The 22,464-nt window shown below is 67.8% G+C and carries 21 protein-coding genes and 1 pseudogene; 9 read left to right on the top strand and 13 right to left on the bottom strand.

Annotated features, from left to right (window positions below; all coding sequences use genetic code 11):
* Window positions 1-50: 50 nt before the first annotated feature.
* The 6 genes from rlmB to ACFWU9_RS02290 form a co-directional block, all read right to left on the bottom strand.
* Complete coding sequence (rlmB, locus tag ACFWU9_RS02315; protein WP_384314036.1) at window positions 51-1,001, bottom strand: 23S rRNA (guanosine(2251)-2'-O)-methyltransferase RlmB; 951 nt, start codon at window positions 999-1,001, stop codon at window positions 51-53.
* 158 nt (window positions 1,002-1,159) lie between these two features.
* Window positions 1,160-2,581, bottom strand: a complete 1,422-nt coding sequence (gene cysS, locus ACFWU9_RS02310) for a cysteine--tRNA ligase (RefSeq protein WP_384314034.1) — start codon at window positions 2,579-2,581, stop codon at window positions 1,160-1,162.
* A 189-nt stretch (window positions 2,582-2,770) separates the two neighbouring features.
* Window positions 2,771-3,178 (bottom strand): PPOX class F420-dependent oxidoreductase, encoded by a 408-nt coding sequence (locus ACFWU9_RS02305; protein WP_384314033.1) that lies wholly within the window; start codon window positions 3,176-3,178, stop codon window positions 2,771-2,773.
* A gap of 259 nt (window positions 3,179-3,437) precedes the next feature.
* The gene (ispF, locus tag ACFWU9_RS02300; protein WP_384314031.1) at window positions 3,438-3,986 is read right to left on the bottom strand and encodes a 2-C-methyl-D-erythritol 2,4-cyclodiphosphate synthase; all 549 of its coding nucleotides are present in this window, start codon (window positions 3,984-3,986) and stop codon (window positions 3,438-3,440) included.
* On the bottom strand, window positions 3,976-4,722 hold the full coding sequence (gene ispD / locus ACFWU9_RS02295; RefSeq protein WP_384314029.1) for a 2-C-methyl-D-erythritol 4-phosphate cytidylyltransferase: 747 nt from the start codon (window positions 4,720-4,722) through the stop codon (window positions 3,976-3,978). The genes ispF and ispD overlap by 11 nt, the downstream gene beginning before the upstream one ends.
* 488 nt (window positions 4,723-5,210) lie before the next feature.
* Entirely contained in the window at window positions 5,211-5,693 is a 483-nt protein-coding gene (locus ACFWU9_RS02290) for a CarD family transcriptional regulator (protein WP_003953493.1), read from the bottom strand.
* Between the two features lie 668 nt (window positions 5,694-6,361).
* Here ACFWU9_RS02290 and ACFWU9_RS02285 point away from each other — a divergent pair.
* The gene (locus ACFWU9_RS02285) at window positions 6,362-7,141 is read left to right on the top strand and encodes a DUF461 domain-containing protein (protein ID WP_384314027.1); all 780 of its coding nucleotides are present in this window, start codon (window positions 6,362-6,364) and stop codon (window positions 7,139-7,141) included.
* A gap of 292 nt (window positions 7,142-7,433) precedes the next feature.
* On the opposite strand, the gene ACFWU9_RS02280 is transcribed toward ACFWU9_RS02285, so the two are convergent.
* A complete protein-coding gene (locus ACFWU9_RS02280; RefSeq protein WP_189110519.1) occupies window positions 7,434-8,114 on the bottom strand; it encodes a response regulator transcription factor in 681 nt (226 codons plus the stop codon).
* Complete coding sequence (locus ACFWU9_RS02275; RefSeq protein ID WP_384314025.1) at window positions 8,111-9,370, bottom strand: sensor histidine kinase; 1,260 nt, start codon at window positions 9,368-9,370, stop codon at window positions 8,111-8,113. The genes ACFWU9_RS02280 and ACFWU9_RS02275 overlap by 4 nt, the downstream gene beginning before the upstream one ends.
* 277 nt (window positions 9,371-9,647) lie before the next feature.
* On the opposite strand from ACFWU9_RS02275, the gene phoU reads away from it, so the two are divergent.
* The 3 genes from phoU (at window position 9,648) to ACFWU9_RS02260 (ending at window position 12,084) form a co-directional block, all read left to right on the top strand.
* Window positions 9,648-10,328: a phosphate signaling complex protein PhoU gene (gene phoU, locus ACFWU9_RS02270; RefSeq protein WP_384314023.1), complete on the top strand. Its 681-nt coding sequence runs from the start codon at window positions 9,648-9,650 to the stop codon at window positions 10,326-10,328.
* A gap of 177 nt (window positions 10,329-10,505) precedes the next feature.
* Window positions 10,506-10,655 carry a hypothetical protein gene (locus ACFWU9_RS02265; RefSeq protein ID WP_384314021.1) on the top strand — a complete coding sequence of 50 codons (150 nt, stop codon included), beginning with the start codon at window positions 10,506-10,508 and terminating at the stop codon, window positions 10,653-10,655.
* 676 nt (window positions 10,656-11,331) lie between these two features.
* Window positions 11,332-12,084 (top strand): DUF5677 domain-containing protein, encoded by a 753-nt coding sequence (locus ACFWU9_RS02260; protein WP_384314019.1) that lies wholly within the window; start codon window positions 11,332-11,334, stop codon window positions 12,082-12,084.
* 176 nt (window positions 12,085-12,260) lie between these two features.
* Here the strand turns inward: ACFWU9_RS02260 and ACFWU9_RS02255 are convergent, their stop codons facing one another.
* Window positions 12,261-12,593, bottom strand: coding sequence for a hypothetical protein (locus tag ACFWU9_RS02255; RefSeq protein WP_384314017.1), 333 nt, complete (start codon window positions 12,591-12,593; stop codon window positions 12,261-12,263).
* Window positions 12,594-12,950: 357 nt separating this feature from the next.
* Between ACFWU9_RS02255 and ACFWU9_RS02250 the strand changes: the two genes are divergently transcribed.
* The 4 genes and pseudogenes from ACFWU9_RS02250 (at window position 12,951) to ACFWU9_RS02235 (ending at window position 16,100) form a co-directional block, all read left to right on the top strand.
* Window positions 12,951-13,706, top strand: a complete 756-nt coding sequence (locus ACFWU9_RS02250) for a toll/interleukin-1 receptor domain-containing protein (RefSeq protein ID WP_384314015.1) — start codon at window positions 12,951-12,953, stop codon at window positions 13,704-13,706.
* A gap of 120 nt (window positions 13,707-13,826) precedes the next feature.
* Entirely contained in the window at window positions 13,827-14,846 is a 1,020-nt protein-coding gene (locus tag ACFWU9_RS02245; protein WP_384314013.1) for an RNA-binding domain-containing protein, read from the top strand.
* Window positions 14,847-15,203: 357 nt separating this feature from the next.
* Window positions 15,204-15,500 (top strand): annotated as a pseudogene (locus tag ACFWU9_RS02240) (site-specific integrase); the annotation flags it as partial.
* A 420-nt stretch (window positions 15,501-15,920) separates the two neighbouring features.
* The gene (locus ACFWU9_RS02235; RefSeq protein ID WP_384314011.1) at window positions 15,921-16,100 is read left to right on the top strand and encodes a hypothetical protein; all 180 of its coding nucleotides are present in this window, start codon (window positions 15,921-15,923) and stop codon (window positions 16,098-16,100) included.
* An 80-nt stretch (window positions 16,101-16,180) separates the two neighbouring features.
* Here ACFWU9_RS02235 and ACFWU9_RS02230 read toward each other — a convergent pair whose 3' ends face one another.
* Window positions 16,181-16,942 (bottom strand): phosphoglyceromutase, encoded by a 762-nt coding sequence (locus ACFWU9_RS02230; RefSeq protein WP_384314009.1) that lies wholly within the window; start codon window positions 16,940-16,942, stop codon window positions 16,181-16,183.
* A gap of 158 nt (window positions 16,943-17,100) precedes the next feature.
* Between ACFWU9_RS02230 and ACFWU9_RS02225 the strand changes: the two genes are divergently transcribed.
* Window positions 17,101-18,543, top strand: coding sequence for an MDR family MFS transporter (locus ACFWU9_RS02225; RefSeq protein ID WP_384314007.1), 1,443 nt, complete (start codon window positions 17,101-17,103; stop codon window positions 18,541-18,543).
* Here ACFWU9_RS02225 and ACFWU9_RS02220 read toward each other — a convergent pair.
* The 3 genes from ACFWU9_RS02220 to mshA all read right to left on the bottom strand — a co-directional run bounded on the left by ACFWU9_RS02220 (window position 18,540) and on the right by mshA (window position 22,299).
* Complete coding sequence (locus ACFWU9_RS02220; protein WP_384314006.1) at window positions 18,540-20,282, bottom strand: glycosyl hydrolase family 28-related protein; 1,743 nt, start codon at window positions 20,280-20,282, stop codon at window positions 18,540-18,542. The two genes, ACFWU9_RS02225 and ACFWU9_RS02220, sit on opposite strands and share 4 nt — an antisense overlap.
* Before the next feature lie 102 nt (window positions 20,283-20,384).
* The gene (locus ACFWU9_RS02215) at window positions 20,385-20,963 is read right to left on the bottom strand and encodes a YbjN domain-containing protein (protein WP_384314004.1); all 579 of its coding nucleotides are present in this window, start codon (window positions 20,961-20,963) and stop codon (window positions 20,385-20,387) included.
* The gene (gene mshA, locus ACFWU9_RS02210; RefSeq protein ID WP_384314002.1) at window positions 20,956-22,299 is read right to left on the bottom strand and encodes a D-inositol-3-phosphate glycosyltransferase; all 1,344 of its coding nucleotides are present in this window, start codon (window positions 22,297-22,299) and stop codon (window positions 20,956-20,958) included. Before mshA ends, ACFWU9_RS02215 begins: the two co-directional genes overlap by 8 nt.
* Between the last annotated feature and the right edge of the window lie 165 nt (window positions 22,300-22,464).

Below are 22,464 nucleotides of genomic sequence, written 5' to 3'. Positions count from 1 at the left end.
CGCGCCGGGCGCACGCCCGGCCCGGGGCCCTCTCCGGCCCGGGGCCCCGCTCAGGCGCGGCGGCGCGCCGCCTCGTACAGCACCACTCCGGTCGCGACGCCCGCGTTCAGCGACTCGGCGCCGCCGGGCATCGGGATCCGCACCCGGAAGTCGCACGTCTCGCCGACGAGCCGGGACAGGCCCTTGCCCTCGCTGCCGACCACGATCACGACGGGTCCGCCGAGCGCCGGGAGGTCGCCGACCTCGGTCTCGCCGTCGGCGGCGAGACCGACGACGGTCAGCCCCGCCTTCCGGTAACTCTCCAGCGCGCGGGTCAGGTTGGTGGCACGCGCGACGGGCGTACGCGCGGCGGTGCCGGCCGAGGTCTTCCACGCGCCGGCGGTCATCCCGGCGGCACGCCGCTCGGGCACGACGACGCCGTGACCGCCGAAGGCGGCGACGGAGCGGACGACCGCGCCGAGGTTGCGCGGGTCGGTGATGCCGTCGAGCGCGACGATCAGCGGGTCCTCGCCCTCGTCGAAGGCGGCGGCGGCCAGATCGTCGGGGTGCGCGTACTCGTACGGCGGGACCTGGAGCACCATGCCCTGGTGGTTGAGGCCGTTCGTCATACGGTCGAGCTCGGGCCTGGGGGCCTCCATCAGATGGATGCCACCGCGGTCGGCGGCGAGCTGGAGGGCCTCGCGCACGCGCTCGTCGTTCTCGATGTACTGCTGTACGTAGAGCATCGTCGCCGGTACGCCGTCGCGCAGCGCCTCGAAGACCGGGTTGCGGCCGACGACCATCTCGCTCGTGCCCTTGCCGCCGCGGCGGGCCACCTGGCGGCGGGCGGTCAGCTTGGCCTTGGCGTTGGCGACACGGTTCTGCACATGGCCCTTGCGGGCGGACGCGGGCGGCGTGGGGCCCTTGCCCTCAAGTCCGCGGCGTCGCTTGCCACCGCTGCCGACCTGCGCGCCCTTCTTGTTGGACGTGCGGCGGTTCCTGCGTTGGCTGTTCCCGGCCATGACCTACCTGTTTCGTTGCTTTCGTCGGTTCGTGCGAACGTCACTTCGTTCACGCGAGTGTGCCGTCCGGCGGCCGGACAGCACAATCGGGGCCCTCTCAGGGCCCTTCGGCCTGCCCGCGACTCCGCCTCTTCAGGAGGTCGCGGCCTCGCTCCCGCTCAGCGCGGGCCGAGTGTCCACCGCGGGCCCGTCGGGCTGTCCTCGATGACGAGCCCGGACTGCTGGAGCTGGTCGCGGATGGCGTCGGCGGTGGCCCAGTCCTTGCGGCCGCGCGCGGCCTCGCGCTGGTCGAGCACGAGTCGTACGAGATTGTCGACGACCCCGTTCAGGGTCCCGACCTGCCCCTCGGGGCCCTCGTCGCCCGCGCCCGCCCCTGTCCAGTGTGCGTCCAGCGGGTCCAGACCGAGGACACCGAGCATCGCGCGGACCTCCGCGAGACGGGCGACCGCGGCTTCCTTGTCGTCGGCGCCCAGGGCCGAGTTCCCCTGCCGGACCGTGGTGTGGATGATCGCGAGGGCACCCGGGACACCCAGGTCGTCGTCCATCGCCTCGGCGAAGGCGGGCGGCACCTCGCCGGCGGGCTCGACGGTGTGCCCGGCCAGCTCGGTGGCGCGCTGGACGAAGCCCTCGATCCGCCCGAAGGCCGACTCGGCCTCGCGCAGGGCCTCCTCGCTGTACTCGATCATCGACCGGTAGTGCGGGGTGCCGAGGTAGTAGCGCAGCACGATGGGCCGCCAGTGCTTGACCATCTCGCTGACCAGCACCGAGTTGCCGAGCGACTTGGACATCTTCTCGCCGCTCATGGTGACCCAGGCGTTGTGCACCCAGTACTGGGCGAAGTCGTCGCCGTACGCCTTGGCCTGCGCGATCTCGTTCTCGTGGTGCGGGAAGACCAGGTCGAGACCGCCGCCGTGGACGTCGAAGGCGGTGCCGAGGTACTTGTGCGCCATCGCGGAGCACTCCAGGTGCCAGCCGGGCCGGCCGGGACCCCACGGGGTCTCCCAGAAGGGCTCGCCGGGCTTGGCCGCCTTCCACATGGCGAAGTCGCGCTGGTCGCGCTTGCCGGTCTCGCCCTCGGCGGAGGGCTGGCGCAGATCGTCGATGTCCTGGTTGGAGAGCTGGAGGTAGTCGGGGAAGGAGCGCACGTCGAAGTAGACGTTGCCCTCGCTCGCGTAGGCGTGGCCGCCCGCGATGAGGCCGCGCATCATCTCGATCATCTCGGGGATGTGGCCGGTGGCGCGCGGCTCGTAGGTGGGCGGCAGGCAGCCGAGGACGTCGTAACCGCTGTTGAAGGCGCGCTCGTTCTCGTATCCGATGGCCCACCAGGGGCGGTCCTGCACGGCCGACTTGGCGATGATCTTGTCGTCGATGTCCGTGACGTTCCGTACGAAGGTCACGTCGTAGCCGCGGTAGGCGAACCAGCGCCGCAGGATGTCGAAGTTGAGCCCCGACCGGATGTGGCCGATGTGCGGTGCGGCCTGCACGGTGGCGCCACAGAGGTAGATCGAGACGTGGCCCGCGACGAGCGGGATGAAGTCACGGGTCTGCCGGGCGCCGGTGTCGTACAGCCGAATGGTCACGCGACAAGGGTAGTGCGCCGGAGGCGGTGCCCCGGGCCTCTTGGGGCCACGGGACACCTAAGCGTGACGTTGGGCGCGCCGGACGGCCCTCGTCAGGGGCGGTCGGGGCGCCGCCGCGTGGCCACCGGGGCGCTGGCCGTCATCGGACAGCCGCGACGCGCCGTACGCGGGGGCGGGTGCCCGGTGGCGTCAGATGCGGCCGACGATCTTGCGCGGTGTGATCCGTATGGTGACGCGCTCGCCCTCGCGCGGGCCGTCGGGGTTGAAGTCGGCGTAGAGCTTGCCGGTGTACTTCACCGACAGCTCGTCGATGAGCTCCTGTCCGCCCTCCGTACTGAGGGTGGCCGAGCCGCGTATCTCGGCGTACGCGTAGGGGGCGTCGAAGGGCTGGAGCATGAGCGTCACTCTCGGGTCGCGGCGCAGGTTCTCCGCCTTGCGGCGGCCGAGGGCGGTCGAGACGAGGATGTCCTCGCCGTCACGTTTCACCCATACCGGCGAGACCTGAGGGCTGCCGTCGGGCTGGATGGTGGCTATCGCGACGAAGACGGGGCCGTCGAGAAGCTCCTTGAGCTGCTCGGAGAGAACGGCGGATGCCATGGGTGCTGCCTTCCTACGGAGGGATCACTTCGGTACGCCGGAACGCCGGTGTGCCGGTACACGGATCCGGCGATGCTCCGTCAACCGGCAGCGGGCGCGCGGTATTTCGGGGCGCGGGCCCGGGTGGACGTCTCGGCACGCGGACCGGTCCGGGCGGGTCGTACGAGCGGCACGCACACGTCGGCGGGCACACAACGACCGGCGCGAGGGGCGCTCCCCTCGCGCCCAGCCCTCCGTCGCGCCCAGCCCCCGTCGGGTCTCAGCCCGCGCGCACCAGCAGCGCCGTCGCGATCGCCGCCAGACCCTCGCCGCGCCCGGTGAGCCCGAGCCCGTCGGTGGTCGTGCCGGAGACGGAGACGGGCGCGCCGACGGCCTCCGACAGCGCCTTCATCGCCTCCGCCCGCCGCTTGCCGATCTTCGGCCGTACGCCGATGACCTGGACGGCCACGTTGCCGATGACGAAGCCCTCCGCGCGGACGATCCTGGCCGCCTCCGTAAGGAGGGTGACACCCGAGGCGCCGGACCACTCGGGCCGTGAGGTCCCGAAGTGCGCGCCGAGGTCACCCGCGCCGGCGGCGGAGAACAGCGCGTCGCAGGCGGCATGGGCGGCGACGTCGCCGTCGGAGTGCCCGGCGAGGCCGTAGCCGTCGTTCCCGGGCCCGTCCCACAGCAGACCGGCGCACCACAGCTCGCGCCCGGCCTCGAAGGCGTGCACGTCCGTACCGATGCCGATCAGCGGCAGACCGGCGAGCGGCGGAGCGGCCGGGGACGGCATGGCCCCCGGCCGGGAGACGGACTCAGAACCCATCGGTGGCCCTCCTGCGGGCGAGTACGGCCTCGGCGAGCAGCAGATCCAGCGGCCGGGTCACCTTGAAGGCCTCCTCGTGGCCCGGGACGACCACGACGGGCTCTCCGAGCCGTTCGACGAGCCCGGCGTCGTCCGTCGCGCCCTGGCCCTCCAGGGGCACGGTCAGATGCGCGCGTACGAGCGTCTCCCGGTCGAAGCCCTGCGGGGTCTGCACGGCCCGCAGCCTGGCGCGCTCGGGAGTGGCCACGACGGGCTCGGGCTCGTCCCGCCCGCCGGGCTCCACCTCCTTGACGGTGTCCGCGAGCGGCAGGGCCGGTACGACGGCGACCGCGCCGGCCCGTACGGCGTCGACCACCGCGTCCACCGTGTCGACCGGTACGAGCGGCCGGGCGGCGTCATGGACGAGAACGGTGGTGATGTCCTCCGGCAGGGCCTCCACACCGAGCCGTACGGACTCCTGGCGGGTCCCGCCGCCGGGCACGACGAGATAGTCGGTCCGCGCGGGCAGTGAGTGCTCACCGAGGAGCAGCTTGACCGCCGCCGTGTCCTCGGGCGGGGCCACCAGGACCACCAGGGAGACCGCGCGGGAGGCGGCCATGGCCCGTACGGCGTGGACCAGCATCGGGGTGCCCCCCAGGGCACGCAGCGCCTTGGGGGCGCCGGGGCCGAGCCGTATGCCACGGCCCGCCGCGGGGATCACGGCGGCGGTGCGGTGTCGGCTCGATTCGTCTGACATCGGTTGCACTCCGGCAGGTTTGTTTCCTCGGCCGACATGGGTATGGCCCCAACGTGCCGGGCGCGGCACCTTGACCGGACCCTTCCGTGACACTGGTTGAGACCAGCTGCGCCAGCTGCCCCGGGCCCGGCACACCAGGAACCGGCACAGGCGTATGTGCCGGATGTGAGTACGGACACGGGGACTGCGGGAAAATCGGTTGGTGTGACGGGGTGTCACAGCCGAGAGTAGATCTTAGGGCCAGAAGAGGCCGCCGAATGAGTTCGGAAACAAGATCCCGCTCATGTCCCGGCGGACGGGTCTCCCAGGGCATGCCGCAGTGCCCGGCGACGCAACGTGGAAATCACTGCTGGTGAAGTCACTGCTGGTCAGCGGGCACCGCGGCATTCGTGCATGGTCCTGTTCACGCCCGGCTGCTGGTCGGGGCAGGTGCGCACTGACGCGCATCGACCGTGTGGAACAGCCGGGACATCCGGGTCAGGCCCCGGTCAGGACGCGAGAACCTCGTCGAGCAGGGCCTCGGCCTTGTCCTCGTTCGTGTTCTCCGCGAGAGCCAGCTCGCTCACCAGAATCTGGCGCGCCTTGGCGAGCATGCGCTTCTCACCTGCGGAGAGTCCACGCTCTCGTTCCCGACGCCAGAGGTCGCGGACCACTTCGGCGACCTTGATGACATCGCCGGAGGCGAGCTTCTCAAGATTTGCCTTGTAGCGCCGGGACCAGTTCGTCGGCTCTTCTGCGTACGGCGCCCTGAGCACCTCGAAGACTCGGTCCAGCCCATCCTGACCGACCACATCGCGTACTCCGACGAACTCCGCATTGTCCGCGGGCACACGAACCGTCAGGTCGCCCTGGGCGACCTTGAGCACCAAGTAGGTCTTGTCCACGCCTTTGATCTGACGAGTTTCGATAGCCTCGATCAGCGCGGCCCCGTGATGGGGATAGACCACGGTGTCGCCAACCTTGAACGTCATGTGACAGGTACCCCTTCCGTGGCTATCCAGGGTAACACGGGAACGGCTTCTTCTGAATGGCGTTTTCGCAGGTCAGGACGGTTCTCGGGGCTTGACAACAGCAATAGGAACGTGCTGCGAGCGGCTTCCGGAAGCGGGTATTCGCAGGTGGGAGCGGCTGCGAAGCCGGACGGAAACACACGCGTTCCACCACCCGGAACCCCGTCCGGAGGGGGTGAACATCCCCATTTGTCTGGTTCCAAGGGCGGAACTTCCCATACTCCGTTCGGATGCCGGTCGCGCGTACGGGCAGAAGTGTGAACCCAATCCGAATTTGATCACCCGCGTCCTCAGGAGCGGCGTATCGGGTGGGTGGGAAGTGGCGTATCGCACTGCGTATGACGCGTGTTTCCGATGCGACGGGTCGCTAGTCGGGCGCTATTCGTAAGGAATGTGTGTCGGGTCGGGGAATTGATCACCGGACTTATGTGAACGCCGTACTAAACATGGACTCAACACTCACTTCCGTACGGCGCCGAGAAGAACGGGCGGCCCGGACCGCCCCGTGCCGGGCGCCGTTGAGGGCGGGTCGGGTGCGAAGGCGTGAGGCGGGCTCGGTAACCTGAGCCCGCTGAACCATCGTTGACCCGTCATTAGCCTGTCCGTACGTCCAAGGAGTTGCCGCCGCCGTGAGCCGCAGCCTTCGACGCGGCACCCTCGCCGCGTCTGCCATCGCGTTCTCGATCGCCTCGCTCGCCGCGTGCGGTGCCGGCAACGACGCGCAGACGCTCGGCGTCCGACCTGACAACGCCGCGACCTCGATCGGCGACATCACCGTCCAGAACGCCAACGTCGTCACCCAGCCGGAGGCCAGTGACGAGGGTCCCGCCATCGTCACGGCGAAGGTCTTCAACAACGGCCGCAGCCGGCAGACGCTCGACGCGATCACGCTGCCGGACAGCGGCGCCACGGTGAAGATCACCCCCGCAGAGGGCAAGGGGCCGCTCACCATCCCCGCGGGCGGCTCGGTCCTGATCGGCGGCGCGGGCAACGCGTCGGCCGTGATCGAGAGCGGCGACGAGGGCGCGCGCAACGGCGACGCCCAGCGGGTCGTCTTCCAGTTCAGCGACACCGGCGACGTCGCGCTCGACGCCTTCGTGGTGCCCGCGACCGGACCCTTCACCGACTTCGGGCCGAGCGCGCTGCCCTCGCCGACGGCCGGGGGCTCGGAACAGCCCGGCGGATCCCCTTCGGAGAGCCCCTCGGGCGCCGCCGCCGAGGGCGCGTCCGGCGCTCCCTCGGACGGGGAGACGGACGGGCCCGCCGACGGCGGGACGGACGAGGAGAGCGGTGCGCCCGGCGGCAACGCCGACGAGGAGGGCACCGTCGAAGGCGCGGACGAGGGCACCGAGCAGGACGACACCCCGGCGACGGACGCCGCGTCGGCGTCGAGCGACACCGAGCACTGACAGCGGGCCGGCGGTCGCGGCCCGGCCGTCGTACGCCAAAGGGCGCCGCACCGGGCATCCCGGTGCGGCGCCCTTGTACGCCTGACGTACGTACCCTGCGTGCTCGGCGCACGCGTGCGGACCGCATGGCCGGTTCAGTCCGGCGCATGGCGTGCCGCGTGCCCGGCCGACTCGTACCTACGACGCTCTACGGATACGGCCCCGCGCGTGACTCCGGGACCCGCGCTCGTGCCCGCGAGACACGCGGGTGACAGCGGGGCCCGGTCGGCAGGCAGGGGGAGGCAGGGTCGGTTTACGGCTCGAACTTGTAGCCGAGACCGCGCACCGTCACCAGATACCGGGGCGCCCCCGGGTCGGGCTCGATCTTGGCGCGCAGCCGCTTGACGTGGACGTCGAGGGTCTTGGTGTCCCCCACGTAGTCCGCGCCCCAGACCCGGTCGATCAGCTGCATACGGGTCAGCACACGGCCCGCGTTGCGCAGCAGCATCTCCAGGAGGTCGAACTCCTTGAGCGGCAGGTCGACCTTGCCGCCGGAGACCGTCACGACGTGACGGTCCACATCCATCCGGACCGGACCCGCCTCCAGGGCGGCCGGCGCGACCTCCTCCGGCTCGCCCCTGCGGCGCAGGACGGCGCGGATGCGCGCCACCAGCTCCCGCGAGGAGAAGGGCTTGGTCACATAGTCGTCGGCTCCTATTTCCAGGCCGACGACCTTGTCGATCTCACTGTCCTTGGCGGTCACCATGATCACCGGGACATTGGACTTGCCACGCAGCTGCCGGCACACCTCGGTGCCGGGCAGTCCGGGCAGCATCAGGTCGAGGAGGACGAGATCGGCGCCGTTGCGTTCGAACTCGTCGAGCCCCGCGGGCCCGGTGGTCGCGATGGCGACCTCGAAGCCTTCCTTGCGGAGCATGTAGGAAAGGGCGTCGCTGAAGGATTCCTCATCCTCGACGACGAGCACTCGGGTCACGGAAGGACCTCCGGGGCAGGGATCTCAGTCGATTGGTCAAGATCGTTGACGTCGTGAAAGCGGCGCTGGGCGACATCGTCCGGGCCGGTGGGTGTGCGGTCCCGTCCGGCGCCCGCCTCGGGGAGCCTCAGGGTGAAGGTGGAGCCCTGGCCTTCGGAGCTCCACATCGTGACCTCCCCGCCGTGCGAGGCGGCCACGTGCTTGACGATGGCCAGGCCGAGGCCCGTACCACCGGTGGCTCGGGAGCGGGCCGGATCGACGCGGTAGAACCGCTCGAAGACCCGCTCACGGTCTTTCTCGGAGATGCCGATCCCCTGGTCGGTGACGGCTATCTCGATCAGATCCCCGCCGGGCGCGGCGACATGCCGGGCCGCGATGCCCACACGTGTGCGGGCCGGGGAGTAGTTGACGGCGTTCTCGACAAGATTGCCGAGGGCCGCGGCCAGCTGACCGCGGTTACCCCAGACTCGCAGATCGGCGGCGCCGCCGGCAGCCATCGTGATCTGCTTTGTGGACGCGGCGTGCCGGGACCTGTCGATGGCCTCGGCGACCAGTTCGTCCACGCGTACCGGTTCGGCGTCCTCCAGCGGGTCGTCGTTCTGCACCCGCGAGAGGTCGATGAGTTCCTGTACGAGATTGGTGAGCCGGGTCGCCTCGATCTGCATACGGCCCGCGAAGCGGGTGACCGCCTCGGGGTCGTCCGAAGCGTCCATGACAGCTTCGGAGAGCAGGGAGAGCGCCCCGGTGGGGGTCTTGAGCTCGTGGCTGACATTCGCCACGAAGTCACGCCGGACCGCTTCGATCCTGCGCGCCTCCGTGAGGTCCTCGACCAGGAGCAGGACGAGACGGGAGCCGAGCGGTGCCACCCGGGCCGAGACGGCCAGGGCCTCGCCGCGGCCGGTGCCGCGCCTGGGCAGATCCAGCTCCACCTGACGTATCTCACCGTCGCGGCGTGTGTCACGCGCCATGTGCAGCATCGGGTCCACGGCCAGTTTGCCGCCTCGGACCAGGCCCAGCGCATACGCGGCGGAGCTGGCCTTGACCACCGAGTCGCTCTCGTCGAGGACGACGGCGGAGGACCGGAGGACGGAGAGGACGGTGTCGACACCGGGCGGAAGGCCGGCCTCCGTATGCAGTGAGCTACGGGTGGGCCTGGCCTGGTCGCGCTCGCTCCAGCGGAACGCCAGCATGGCGATCACGCCGGTGCAAGCCCCGGCGATCGCTGCCAATGCGGCGACTGCCGCGTTCACGTCCATGCACCCAGGTTATGCGGGCAGGTCAACCCTCTCCCAGCCGTACCGGTGTCTCCTGTGACACTCGTCGCCCAGAGTTCACTGTGGGGAAAGTGACGGTTCACTTGGGCGGGAGCATCCGGACTCCTGGCGGGCCGAACGTGGCACCGTGGGGGCTTGAAAGCACCCGCCCCTGGCGGTCCGTCGACGGTCGGTGTGACGAGGACGGCGCCGTTCCGGGGCCTTTACACGTACTCGGACACCCCGGACCACCAGCACGAGAATCCAGAGAGGGACACCCATGCGGGACGCGTACCACGAGGAACTTGACTCGATCGGCGAAGACCTGGTCGAGATGGCCCGGCTGGTCGGGTCCGCGATCGGGCGCGCCACCACGTCCATGCTGGACGCGGATCTGAAGCTCGCCGAGAGCGTGATCGCCGGCGACCAGAAGGTCGACGACCTCCAGCACGACCTGGAGGCCAGGGCCATCGCACTGCTGGCGCGGCAGCAGCCGGTCGCCACCGACCTGCGGATCGTGGTCACGTCGCTGCGGATGAGCGCGGACCTGGAGCGCTCGGGCGACCTGGCCCAGCACGTCGCCAAGCTGGCGCGCCTGCGCTTCCCGGTCCACGCCGTGCCGCACGACCTGCACGCGACCATCCTCGAAATGGGGCAGCTCGCGCAGCGGCTGATGGCGAAGGCGGCCGAGGTCATCATCACCAAGGACGTCGACCTGGCGCTCCAGCTGGAGCAGGACGACGACGAGATGGACCTGCTGCACCGCACGCTGTTCCAGCACCTGATGGACGACCGCTGGAAGCACGGCATCGAGACGGCGGTGGACGTGACGCTGCTCGGCCGGTACTACGAGCGGTTCGCCGACCACGCGGTGTCCGTGGCCAAGCGCGTGGTCTACCTGGTGACGGGTGAGCACGCGGACGAGATCCAGCCGGTCGAGGCCCCGGTCGAAGGAGCCTGACGGCCGGGCCCGGTCCGCCGGGCCCGGGGAGCTGGGGACTGGGGGCGCAGGGGGCGTGTCCGGGGAGCAGTGGGGGGCGCCTGCGCGCATGCGCCGTTGATGCGCCCGCCATGGTGGGGATGCAATGGGCGCAGACGCCACCCCCGCACTTCCGTGCACGCTTTCGAGGAGGAAACCATGGCCGAGTCCCCCACGACCGAAACCCAGCAGGAGGCACCTTTCGAACGGGCGTGGATGCTGATCCTCGGCGCCTGCGGATGCGGCTCGGGCTGCGGATGCGGCTGCCAGTCGGGCGGACCGTGCGCCTGCGGGGGCAGCTGCGGCTGACAGGACAAGGGCCCGGTCCGGTGGTGGACCTCCACCCGGACCGGGCCCTGCACAAAAAGGCCCCCCGCCCGAGAGCCAACTCCCGGGACGAAGGGCCTTCTTGGAGAACCGCTTCCCCTTGTACTGCTTGTACTGCTTCTTCTTGCGCTGCTTCTTCTCGTCCTACTTCTTCTTGCCCTGGTTCTTGCCGGCGATCTTAGTGAGCTGGGTTTTCGCTGCTCAGGGACGGTGGGCTCGCGGGCCTGGTGGTCGTCATTGGCCACTGTTGAGCTACCTCGGACGGCCCAGCGTCGGCCCGCTCGGCCGATGGCCGCACCTTCGACACACCCCGTCTAAGCCCCAGGCGCCGAAAGTCAGCTACGACGGTGCGCGCCGACCGACCGCGCGCCGTGCCTCGCTCTATCCCAGTAGCCTCAGCCACGCTGCCGGTGCCGTCGACCAGAGCAAGCTGTGACGGTTGGCCCGTGACGACAATGCCTGAACCATCAGCTTGGGAAGCTTGGGTTCTCAAAAGGTGGTTCGCACTCTGACCTGCTGCGGAACGCTGATGATACTTGGCGGTGCACGGGTGTGATATCTACCGTTCCCCGTGGTTCGCCGCAGGATCTGGCACGCCTGAGATTGCATCGGTGGAAACCTCATAGCGCTGCACCAGAGGACCGGTGATGATGCTGTGATGACAGAACCGGATCCTGGTGAAGGCTTGATTCGCCTTGAGAACTTGATCTCAGAGGACCTTCACGAACGCATCACCCCCACCAACCGTGCGACGGTGATCGGGTGGGGACTGTTCTTCACGGCAGTCCACCAAATCCGGGCGGTGCTCGTGCTGCATCAGGCTGGCGCCTGCGGGGCGGCGAGCCCGAATCGGCGCAGCGCCCTGGAGCACACCGTCACGCTGCGGTGGTGTGCGGATCAGGGTGATCGCATAGGCGATATCTACAACCGCAAGTTGGGGATGGACCAGATCCAACTTGCCAAGGCGATTCGAGCGGATGGCACGGCTGGCCGTCACGCAGACGCCTACCAGGTGATGGCAGCGACCGTGAAGACAGTGAAGGAGTCGATCGCACCCGACCCCAACGAGCGGCTGGCGAAGATCCAACACTTGATGACTGGCTACGGCCTGACGAAGGAGTGGAGCTACTACACAGTTGAATCTCGCTTCACACACCCCACGCTCACTGGAACTCAGATGTTCTTCCAGGACGACGGCGAGGACTTCCGAGTCAGTCAGATGCCGATCCACGAGGAACTCGTATCCTGCCCTCTGTTCTGTCTTTGGATCCTCCACGCAGCGATGCTGTGCTTCAACAAGCTCCTGACTGGTAGTCCCTGGACGCCAGAGCTTGAGAAGGTTGCCCAGGAGTACGGATTCATGTCCACGCTGCCCATATGGCAGGATCCCGGAAGCCCAAGCGGACAGTAACTGGGAGCCGATGCGTCACATTCGTGGCACCCTCGTGGCACCTGAAGGCAAGGACGTCTTCGTCCCGAAGCAACTTGGTTGGGGCTTGTGCCTTGGGCTGGCGTGCTCGTCACCTGCGCTGCTGGTCCGCTGGCATCCGTGCTCGTCCGCCGGTGTACATCGGCGTTGTCACGCAGTTAGAAACTCACTTGGCAACCTGTCGGACCAGCCGTCCACTCATCAAGCCTGATCTTGACCTGGTGATTGTGACCTGCGTGGTCAATGACCCACCCGCCGACTTCAGCTCCGAGCTGAGGCAACTCCATGTGGTGGGGCATGTTCCCTCCGACCTCTGCGAGGCCGACAGCGTCGGCGTGGCCCTCGATCTGGACGAAGAAACCGAACCTCTGTCGCCCGATAACTCGCCCCGTGATGTGGGTGCCGACGGGGAGAGCTACCACGGTCTTGGGCCAAGACTGACGAACTTCCACAGGTGGTGGAAGCTTCAGAAGCCAGACGAACTCGGACATGAGTCCGATGATGGCGCAGCCCCGGGAACGCCATCAGCTTGGGAAGCTGCGATCATTTCGCAGCGGGCTGCGCGCTGACCTGGGCGAACGGGTGGTGGGCGATCTCTTCGGGGCTGGTTGCTTTCACCATGGTTCCCCGCTGTTCCCCTCTCGATCTGGTGCGCTTGTGACGCGCCCTCTGTGATGAGCACACGCTTGCTGCCCGATGGGTGGGGAGCGCTGCCCATCGGGCAGCCGGCTGGTGCACGGGTTTCCCGCACCTGAGATGGTCAGTTGTGGCACCTGCGCTGTCAGTGCTGTGCGCTAGCTTTGAACTGCCTCTGATGCAGGAGGTGGTCTAGCTGACGAAGGGCCAAGATGACACCAAGCTCCGACGCAAACAAGATCATCCGAGAGATGAAGGCTGCTCAACGCAAAGCTGAGCAACAGATGCAGCGAGAACTGAAGAGGGCAGCAGATCAGGCAAACCGCGAGATCGACCAGCACAACCGCAAGGTCGAAAAGAAAAATCGTCAGGCGGTAGCCGAATACAACAGGAAGGTCGACGCACACAATCGCGCTGCCGATCGCCACAATAGGCAGGAAGTCAGCAGAGTGAATCGCGAGTTGCGGAAGGCCGCGTCCCAACCCACGGTTAGCTACACCGAATCGGAACGCCAGCTTGCCCAACGGGTTCAGGAGACTGTCACAACCCAAGAAACTCGCGAATATCACGTTTTTCTCAGCTATGCACGTATCGATGGCTCTGAAATTGCGTCCTCATTGCGGGATAATCTTGAAGGCATGGGGGTATCCGTCTGGTTTGACGAGGTGGCCATCCGCCCCGGGAAGAGCCTAGCCCTCCAAATGGATCAAGGGCTACGACGTGCTCACGCAGGTGTGGCCGTACTCACCGCAGCTTATCTCACCGGAAGATTCTGGACAGAACGAGAGCTTGGCGTGTTGCTGCACAAGTCCACGCTTATCCCCGTACTACACAACGTGACGTTCGAAGACGTCGCACAGTACAGCGGAATCCTCCCCGACCTCGCTGGATTTAGCACCGAACATGATTCTGTGCGCGAGATCGCCGAGAAGATTGCTGCGGCGGTGTTGGTCACCGAATCTTCGTAAACGCTGCTGCGACCGCTGTTTCACGTTCTCCCTCTGCGCTGCGTATGGTTCGGCAATGTCCCGAACGGGGACGGGGGTTACGTGTGCGGGCACATCGCCACATCTCGGATACTGGTGGTCATGGCGAAAAAGAGCATAGAAGACGTGCGTCAGGCGCTACGTGATCGCAGGTTCGATGAACTGTTGGGGTTGCGGGAGTGTAATTGGTTGGACGTAAAGAGTGGGCCCTATCAGTTCACAAATCCAGCAGGAGCCGAGGAACTAGTCAAAGATGTTGCCGCGTTCGCCAACGCTGCGGGAGGCGGCCTGTTGCTCATCGGCTTCAAGACCATCGCAGATCACGATAGCGAGATCATTTCGGAGCTTCGGCCCATTCCCCGCTCTCTAGTCGACCTTGATCGATACCGCAAATTGATCTACGAACGAATTATCCCAACCATGCGAGACTTGCACGTCGAATGGATCGTCTGCGAAAACCAAAAGGGCGTGCTATGCATAGACATTCCTGCTCAGCCCGTCGGCTCAAGACCATTCGCGGTTCCGGGACCTAACGGCGGCAGGGGAAAGCCGAACGATACATCAGTCGCCGTACCCTTGCGGGTGGGTGATGGGACGCACTGGCTAACGCAAGGGGAGTTGCAGCGTCTACTGGCTGCGGGATGGGCAGCGACCGGTGGTCCCGGCGCAGCACTCGCGACTCAGAATCACGCACCGGACCGGACTAAGGCCGCTCGACTCATTGACGCGATCCCCGTGGACGCCCTATGGATCAAGGCGCAGAAAAACGTCTCTATGCATCGAGTCCCAGCCTGGGTGAGCGAAGCTGCATTCGCGGCAAAGCAGAGGGTCGCCGATGACATCGTCGATTTCCTCGATCCCGATGTGGCGGCGGCATATGAAGCACTGACAACAGCACTTGATTCCCTATGCGGTGAGTTGACTGGTATGTTTCCCCCGATGGCGGGATCCTCTCATCAGTCCAGCAAATACACTGAAATTCCGCCAGAATGGAAGAGGACTGACCCCGTACGTTACCGAAAGGCATTGGATGACCTAACGTCTGCCAGCGACAACTTCCTGGATAAATACCAGCAGTGCGTAAACCTGCTGAACAAGAAAGGGCTGCTGCTTCCTTCTTGATAACCTAAGAGCTGTCCCGCTACTGCGTCCCCGACAGCATGCGGGTCGATCAGCCAGGGAGGGAAATGGCCACTGAGCTCCTCAATTCCATGGCACCCAAATCTCGCCGGCAGGGGTCATGCCATGGAATCGGCCTTGCCGCCCAGCAAGGGTCAGACTCACAGGCAGCAGTCACGTATCAAGAAAATCCCATTCATCCCCAAGGGCCCAGCGTAGAGCAGATAGCTTGCCATGCATAAAGCCCCATTCCCAGTCGGTAACTGGGGGGGGAGTTCTTCGGAAGAAGATTTCTCCTCCGTTCGCCGTCTCGCGGCCAAGATCGTACGCTTCAAGGACTCAAATATTCGTGGTGTAGCTTCATCACTCAACCAGGAGGCGTGGAAGCGAGCGCTGGCCGGCGCCGGTGTGATTCCGGTCCCCGAGCATGGCCAGCCCTACGCCGAGTCACGCGAGAACGGCATGCACGCGCTGCGGAACTTCTACCCGTCGGTGCTCCTGGACGCCGGGGAGAACGTCAAGGCTCCCGCCGAGTACCTGGGGCACTCCGACCCGGGGCTGACACTCCGCGTGTACGCGCACCTCATGCCGTCCAGCAAAGAACACACCCGAAAGGCAATCGAGCACGCATGCGAAGCCTGGAAGCCGCCGAACTGAGCAGCCTCATGGGGAGCCAGGTCTAGAAATGAGCACCCTGCTTACTTCCTGCCTAGAAAGCAAGCTTCCTACCTAGGCAGGAAGCTTGCTGATGCCTTAAAAACAAGCATGTGAGGGCTTGCATCTCGGAAGCACAGGACCGCCCCGAACAGGGAAACCTTGCTTGCTAGGGAGAAATTTTCATCGTTCAGCCGATGGAACGAGTCATTCATCTCACAGAATGTCTCGCCTGTGATACGGGTAATCTTCCACTTTTCTACTGTGAGAGTAGAGCCCACTTCTATCTGCACGTTTGTCTCTGTGAAGCCGCGTTATGCGAAAGTCTCATCACACGCGAATGCAGCCCGTACAGGGGCGGCATTCGTTTCCATTTCCGCGCTCGGAAGCCCTAACAAGGAACCGACCACAAATGGAAGCCACGTGGTCCCACGCACAGGTGTCACCGTCGACATCTGTCCCCGCGGCGTGCCGATCGCGCTCATCGGTACAGCCGACGGTGCGCTTGCCCTGTGGGCCAACGCTCCCGCCGATATCGCCATCCCCGTGGCCATGCTGATCGTCTTCGACATCTGCATCCGCCGTTGGCGCCGTCGCACCTGACGGCCCAGAGACAGCCCAGGCCCACTAGTAAGCCCCCTGCCCGCGGAGAACCTGCAGGTAGGGGGCTTACTGACGTCGCGTTACTTCTTCTTGCCCTGGTTCTTCACGGCCTCGATCGCCGCTGCCGCCGCGTCCGGGTCCAGGTAGGTGCCGCCCGTCTTCAGCGGGCGGAAATCCGCGTCCAGGTCGTAGGCGAGCGGGATGCCCGTGGGGATGTTGAGGCCGGCGATGTCCGCGTCCGAGATGCCGTCCAGGTGCTTGACCAGCGCGCGCAGGCTGTTGCCGTGCGCGGCGACCAGGACCGTACGGCCCGTGAGCAGGTCCGGGACGATGCCGTCGTACCAGTACGGCAGCATGCGCACCACGACGTCCTTCAGACACTCGGTGCGCGGGCGCAGCTCCGGCGGGATCGTCGCGTAGCGCGGGTCCTCGCTCTGCGAGAACTCGGCGCCGTCCTCCAGCTCCGGCGGCGGGGTGTCGTACGAGCGGCGCCAGAGCATGAACTGCTCCTCGCCGAACTCCGCGAGCGTCTGCGCCTTGTCCTTGCCCTGGAGCGCGCCGTAGTGGCGCTCGTTCAGGCGCCAGCTGCGGCGGACGGGGATCCAGGAGCGGTCGGCGGACTCCAGCGCCAGCGTGGCGGTGCGGATCGCGCGCTTCTGCAGCGAGGTGTGCAGGACGTCGGGCAGCAGACCGGCGTCCTTCAGCAGCTCACCGCCGCGCACGGCCTCCTTCTCGCCCTTCTCCGTGAGATTGACGTCCACCCAGCCGGTGAACAGGTTTTTCGCGTTCCATTCGCTCTCGCCGTGGCGGAGGAGGATCAACTTGTACGGTGCGTCGGCCATGGGTCCGAGCCTAATCGAACGTTCGCGATTGACGCCTGCCGTCAATTGACTGGCGGCTGCGCGACGCGCGTACGTAAGTTGCGGTTGACCATTCGGCCACTTACACCGCCACCGCCGGTCCGAGGGACCGGTCCGTCGGCCCTCGGGGGGAATGACGCGTGTCCATCGCCGGACTGAGACGTGCCACGGCCGAGGGCGTCCGAAGTAGCGTCTCGGGGCTGCCCCGTGAGTTCTGGTGGCTGTGGACGAGCACACTGGTCAACCGGCTCGGCGCCTTCGTCGCCACCTTCATGGTGCTGTATCTCACGCTGGAGCGCGGCTACTCGGCCTCGTACGCCGGTCTCGTCGCCTCGCTCCACGGACTCGGCGGGGTCATCTCCTCGGTCGGCGCGGGCGTGCTGACCGACCGGCTGGGCCGGCGGCCCACGCTGCTGATCTCCCAGTCGTCGACGGCAGCTTCGGTCGCGCTGCTCGGTTTCATGCACGACCCCGCGGCCATCGCCGCCGTCGCGTTCCTCGTCGGACTGACCTCCAACGCCTCGCGCCCCGCGGTGCAGGCGATGATGGCCGACATCGTGAAGCCCGAGGACCGGGTGCGCGCCTTCTCGCTCAACTACTGGGCGATCAACATGGGGTTCGCGGTCTCGTCGGTCGCCGCGGGCTTCATCGCGGAGTTCAGCTATCTCGCCGGCTTCCTGGGCGAGGCGGCGATGACGCTGGCGTGTGCCGTCGTGGTCTTCCTCAAACTGCCCGAGTCCCGGCCGGAGCGCGTCCTCGTGGACGGGAAGAGGCAGCCGGAGATCGGGATGCGGACGGTCCTGCGGGACGGCCGCTTCATGAGCGTGGTGGGGCTGTCGTTCGTCGTGGCGCTGATCTTCCAGCAGGGGTTCGTGGGGCTGCCGGTCGCGATGGGCACGGACGGGTTCAGCAGCTCCGACTTCGGGATGATCATCGCGTTCAACGGTGTGCTGATCGTGGCGCTCCAGATCCCCGTCAGCCGCTTCATCGAACACCGCGACACCCGCGGGCTGCTGATCCTCTCCTCGGCCCTCGCGGGATACGGCTTCGGGCTGACGGCCTTCGCGGGATCGCTGGCCGTCTACGCGCTGGCCGTGTGCGTGTGGTCCATCGGCGAGATCATCAACGCCCCGACGCAGACCAGCGTCGTGGTCCGGCTGTCCCCGGTCCACGGGCGGGGCCGCTACCAGGGCATGTACACGATGTCGTGGGCGGTGGCGGGTCTGGTCGCGCCGCTGATGTCCGGCTTCCTGATCGACCACTACGGCGCCGACTGGCTGTGGGGGACGTGTGCGGTGCTGGGGACGGTGGCGGCCGGGGGTTACTGGCTGCTGATGCGGGGGGTGGGGGAGGACGGTTCCGGCGCGGGCGGCGGGGGCGACGACGGTGTGGCGGCGTCCGGTGCGGGGGGCTCCGGTACGGCGGGGTCCGCTGTGGCGGGCTCGGGTACGGGGGCGTCCGGTACGGCGGTGTCCGGAGCGGCCGGGTCCGACCGCGCGGCGTCGGCGCGGCCGGAGCCCGTTCAGCCTCTCCTGCGGGTGGAACTGGCGAAGCACGTCAAGCCGGTGGAGCCGACGCCCTAGACCTTCAGCTCGCGCTGCGCCTCGTACAGGTTGCCCGGCCGCATGTCCTGCGGCCTGCCGTACGACTCCAGCCGTGCGTTCAACTCGCCCTGGAAATCCGGCACATCGATCTGACCGAACTCGCGCACCTCGCTGATGCCGGCCGTCGCGCTGTACGGCGCGATCCCGTCGATCTTGATCAGGCCGGCGCGCTCGTTGCGCACGGTGACGTTCCAGTGGGTGAACCGCGCCCCGTAGAGCGGTCCGGCGGACGCGTCTCCGCCGTGCGTCCCGTTGTTGTCGATCGTGATCTCCGTACGGAGGTTGGCGAACGGCAGCCCCCGGTGGGTGTCGAAGGTGCCCATCTCCATCACGCCGCGCGACCAGACGTTGTAGCTGGAGAGCCCTTCGACGTTGATGCCGTGCAGTTGGGTGCCGGCCGGGGCCGGGACGGTCCGCGCGCCGATGAAGAAGTCCTCGATGAGGTTGTCGTGCGAGGCCTCACGGCAGAAGTACGGGTGGTGCGAACCGCGCCCCTCCACACGCGTACGGCGCAGCGTGCAGGCGGACGCGGCGACGAGGCCGAAGCTGTTGTCGGCGTGCCGGACGGTGACGTCGTCGGCCCAGCAGTCGTACGCGCACTGGAAGGTGACGCCGTTGTGGCCCTTGTCCAGGAGGTGCACCGACTGCGGTGTCTCGACCGCTTCGAGCGTCAGCCCTTCCACACCGGAGCCGGTGAGCGGTGTGACGAGGGTGGTGATCATGGTGTTCCACTCGGGGCGGATGTCCACCGGGAGCGGGCGTTCCAGGGTGAGTTCGCGTCCTCTTACAGAGGTGACGCGGACGGGCCACTCGTACGGCACGTAACTCAGCAGCTTCGACTTGTCGGACCAGTCGTACGCCTCGGTCGCCGGGCCGCCGCCCGACATGTGTTCCAGGAGGGTGTGGTCGGCGTCGTCGGCGACCCGGAAGAGGACGATCTCGCCGCGCTCGATCCTCGACGCGTCCTCGACCGTCACGGTGCGGTCGCCCCGGCGGGCGGGCGCGACGGCGGTGAGGGGCTCGAACTCGGTGCGTTCGTTGCCCGTCCACCCCTCCACGGGCCAGCGCTTGGCCTGGATGGCCTCGATGAGCGAGTTGAGCCGCGCCTCCGGCGCGAGCCAGATGAGACCGCCGGCCCAGGACCAGCTCGACTTGTCGCCGCCGAAGCGGCTGCCGTAGGGGCCGATCAGCTCGGTGAGGTTCTTCGTCGCGTACAGCTTGGTGCGCTTGCTGCCCGCGCCGCGCAGCACCACGTTGCTGTGGGAGATACGGATGAAGTCGTCGATGCGGTAGGTGCCGGCCGGGACGAGGACCGTGCCGCCGCCGCGCCTGCCCGCGTCGGCGATCGCGCGGTTGATGGCGGGGGCGGCGTCGGCCGAGCCGTCGTTCCTGGCGCCGTACGTGCGGACGTCGGCGACCACGCGCGGGCGCGGGAAGCGGTGGGACCCGGCTCGCTGGCCGGCCCGGCCGACGTACGGGATCTGGGGGTGGGTGAAGGGCGAGGCGGCGAACTCGCGCCAGAGCGGGGAGGTGCGCGGCGCGGAGGCGCGCGGGGCGCCCGCCGGTCGCGGGGGCGCGGCGGACGGGACGGTCGCGGCGGACGCCCGGCCGACACCGAATCCCGTGCCCGTGGCCGCGGCGCCGGCCGCCGCGACGGCGATGGCACTGGCGAGCAGGCCTCGTCTGCTGATGGTCCGTCGAACGTTCCCCACGATCATCAACCTCCACATATGTGAACCATGTTCATGTCTGCGGTCATCGTGAGCATGCCATGGCCCGGCGGAGGTAGGGAAGGGTCGTGCAGGGGGTGGTGGCCCGGCTCAGCCCGTCGAGGGCCGGGTCAGATGTGTGAAGGCGTCGAGATTCCTCGTGGACTCACCACGGGACACCCGCCACGCGTACTCCTTGCGGATCGCGGTCGCGAACCCCAGCTCCAGCAGCGTGTTGAAGGAGCTGTCGGCCTCTTCGAGTACGGACCCGAGCAGCCGGTCCACCTCGTCCTCGGTGACGGCCGCCAGCGGCAGCCTGCCGGAGAGGTAGATGTCGCCCATCCGGTCGACCGCGTACGCCACCCCGTACAGCTTGAGGTTGCGCTCCAGCAGCCAGCGGTGGATGCCCTGTTCGTTCTCGTCCGGGTGGCGCACGACGAAGGCGTTGACGGAGAGGGAGTGCCGGCCGACGCGCAGGGAGCAGGTCGTGGAGAGCTTGCGCGTGCCGGGGAGCATGACGACGAAGGAGCCCGGCTCGGGGCTCTCCCACTCCAGGCCGGAGTCGAGCGCGGCGGACCTCAGGCTCCGCTCGACGAGGTGGGCGGCCCGGCCGCTCTCGTCCGCGGGCGACGCCGCGGGGTGCGTGCCGTCGGTGCTCCCGCTCGCTTCGGCTCGCGCTTCGTCAGCCATGATCCGAGCGTACGCGAACGTGGTGATCATGCATGGCGGCCGTATAGACCTCCGCCGTCCCGGACGCCGCCGTGTCCCAGCCAAAGGACTGGGCGTGCCGCGTGGCCGCCTCCCCCATCCGCTCCACCAGCTCGGGCCGGTCGATGTAGCGGGTGAGCGCCTGGGCGTACGCCTCCGGCTCGTGCCCGGGGATCAGAAAGCCGGTCTTCCCGTTGCGTACCGCCACCGGGAGACCGCCCACCGCCGCCGCGACCACCGGGGTCCCCGTCGCCTGCGCCTCGATGGCGACGAGGCCGAAGGACTCGCTGTACGACGGCATGACCAGCACGGACGCCGCGCGGAACCAGTCGGCGAGCGCCTCCTGGCCGACCGGCGGACGGAACCGTACGACATCGGCGATACCCAGCCTGGCCGCGAGCTTGTGCAGCCCCTCCGGCCTCGCCAGGCCGCTGCCGCTCGGGCCTCCCACGACCGGAACGACCAGCCTCTTACGGAGGGCGGGTTCGCGGTCCAGCAGGACGGCCACGGCGCGCAGCAGCACATCGGGGGCCTTGAGCGGCTGGATACGGCCGGCGAAGAGCGGGACGAACGCGTCCTGCGGCAGCCCGAGCCGGGCGCGCGCGGCGGCGCGGCCGTCGGCCGGGCGGAAGAGATCGAGGTTCACGCCGGGGTGCACGACCGCGACCTTGCCGGGATCGGCCTCGTAGAAGCGGACGAGTTCGTCGGCCTCCTCGGAGGTGTTCGCGATGAGCCGGTCGGCGGCGCGCACGATCTGCGTCTCGCCGATGACACGGGCCGCGGGCTCGGGGGTGTCCCCTTCGGCGAGCGCGGCGTTCTTGACCTTGGCCATGGTGTGCATGGCGTGGACGAGGGGCGTGCGCCAGCGCTCGGCAGCGAGCCAGCCGACATGGCCGGAGAGCCAGTAGTGGGAGTGGACGAGGTCGTAGTAGCCGGCGCGCTGGCCGGCCCACGCCTGCATCACACCGTGGGTGAAAGCGCACAGCTGCGCGGGCAGCTCCTCCTTGGCCAGCCCTTCGTACGGACCGGCGTCCACGTGCCGTACGAGCACGCCCGGCGCCAGCTCGACGCTCGGGGGGAGCCCGCCGGTCGTCGAGCGCGTGAAGATCTCGACCTCGATGTTGATGGCGGCCAGCCGCCTGGCCAGCTCGACGATGTAGACGTTCATGCCGCCCGCGTCGCCCGTCCCGGGCTGGTGCAGCGGCGAGGTGTGGACGCTGAGCATGGCGATACGCCGCGGTTTGCGGGGATGGCCGGGAATCCGGAGCCGGGGTGGTGACACCAGGGTGCCGGCAAGCCTGGACACGTACTGGCTCACGTCGACGGCCTCTCGCTCGGAGCATGACTAGGAGAGGGTGTGGGGGCCCTCTATAGGCGCGTAACACCGGTGGGGGGCCTGTTCATTTCCGGCTTTGCCGAATCGTTAATCTCGGCCACTCAACCATCGGAGCGGGTCACGGGTCCGCGCGGTCGCCGGCCGACC

Source organism: Streptomyces sp. NPDC058653, from assembly GCF_042716895.1.
Classification (GTDB): domain Bacteria; phylum Actinomycetota; class Actinomycetes; order Streptomycetales; family Streptomycetaceae; genus Streptomyces.
The sequence above is the reverse complement of the archived record's forward strand: the minus strand, read 5'-3'. Positions and strand labels throughout refer to the sequence as shown.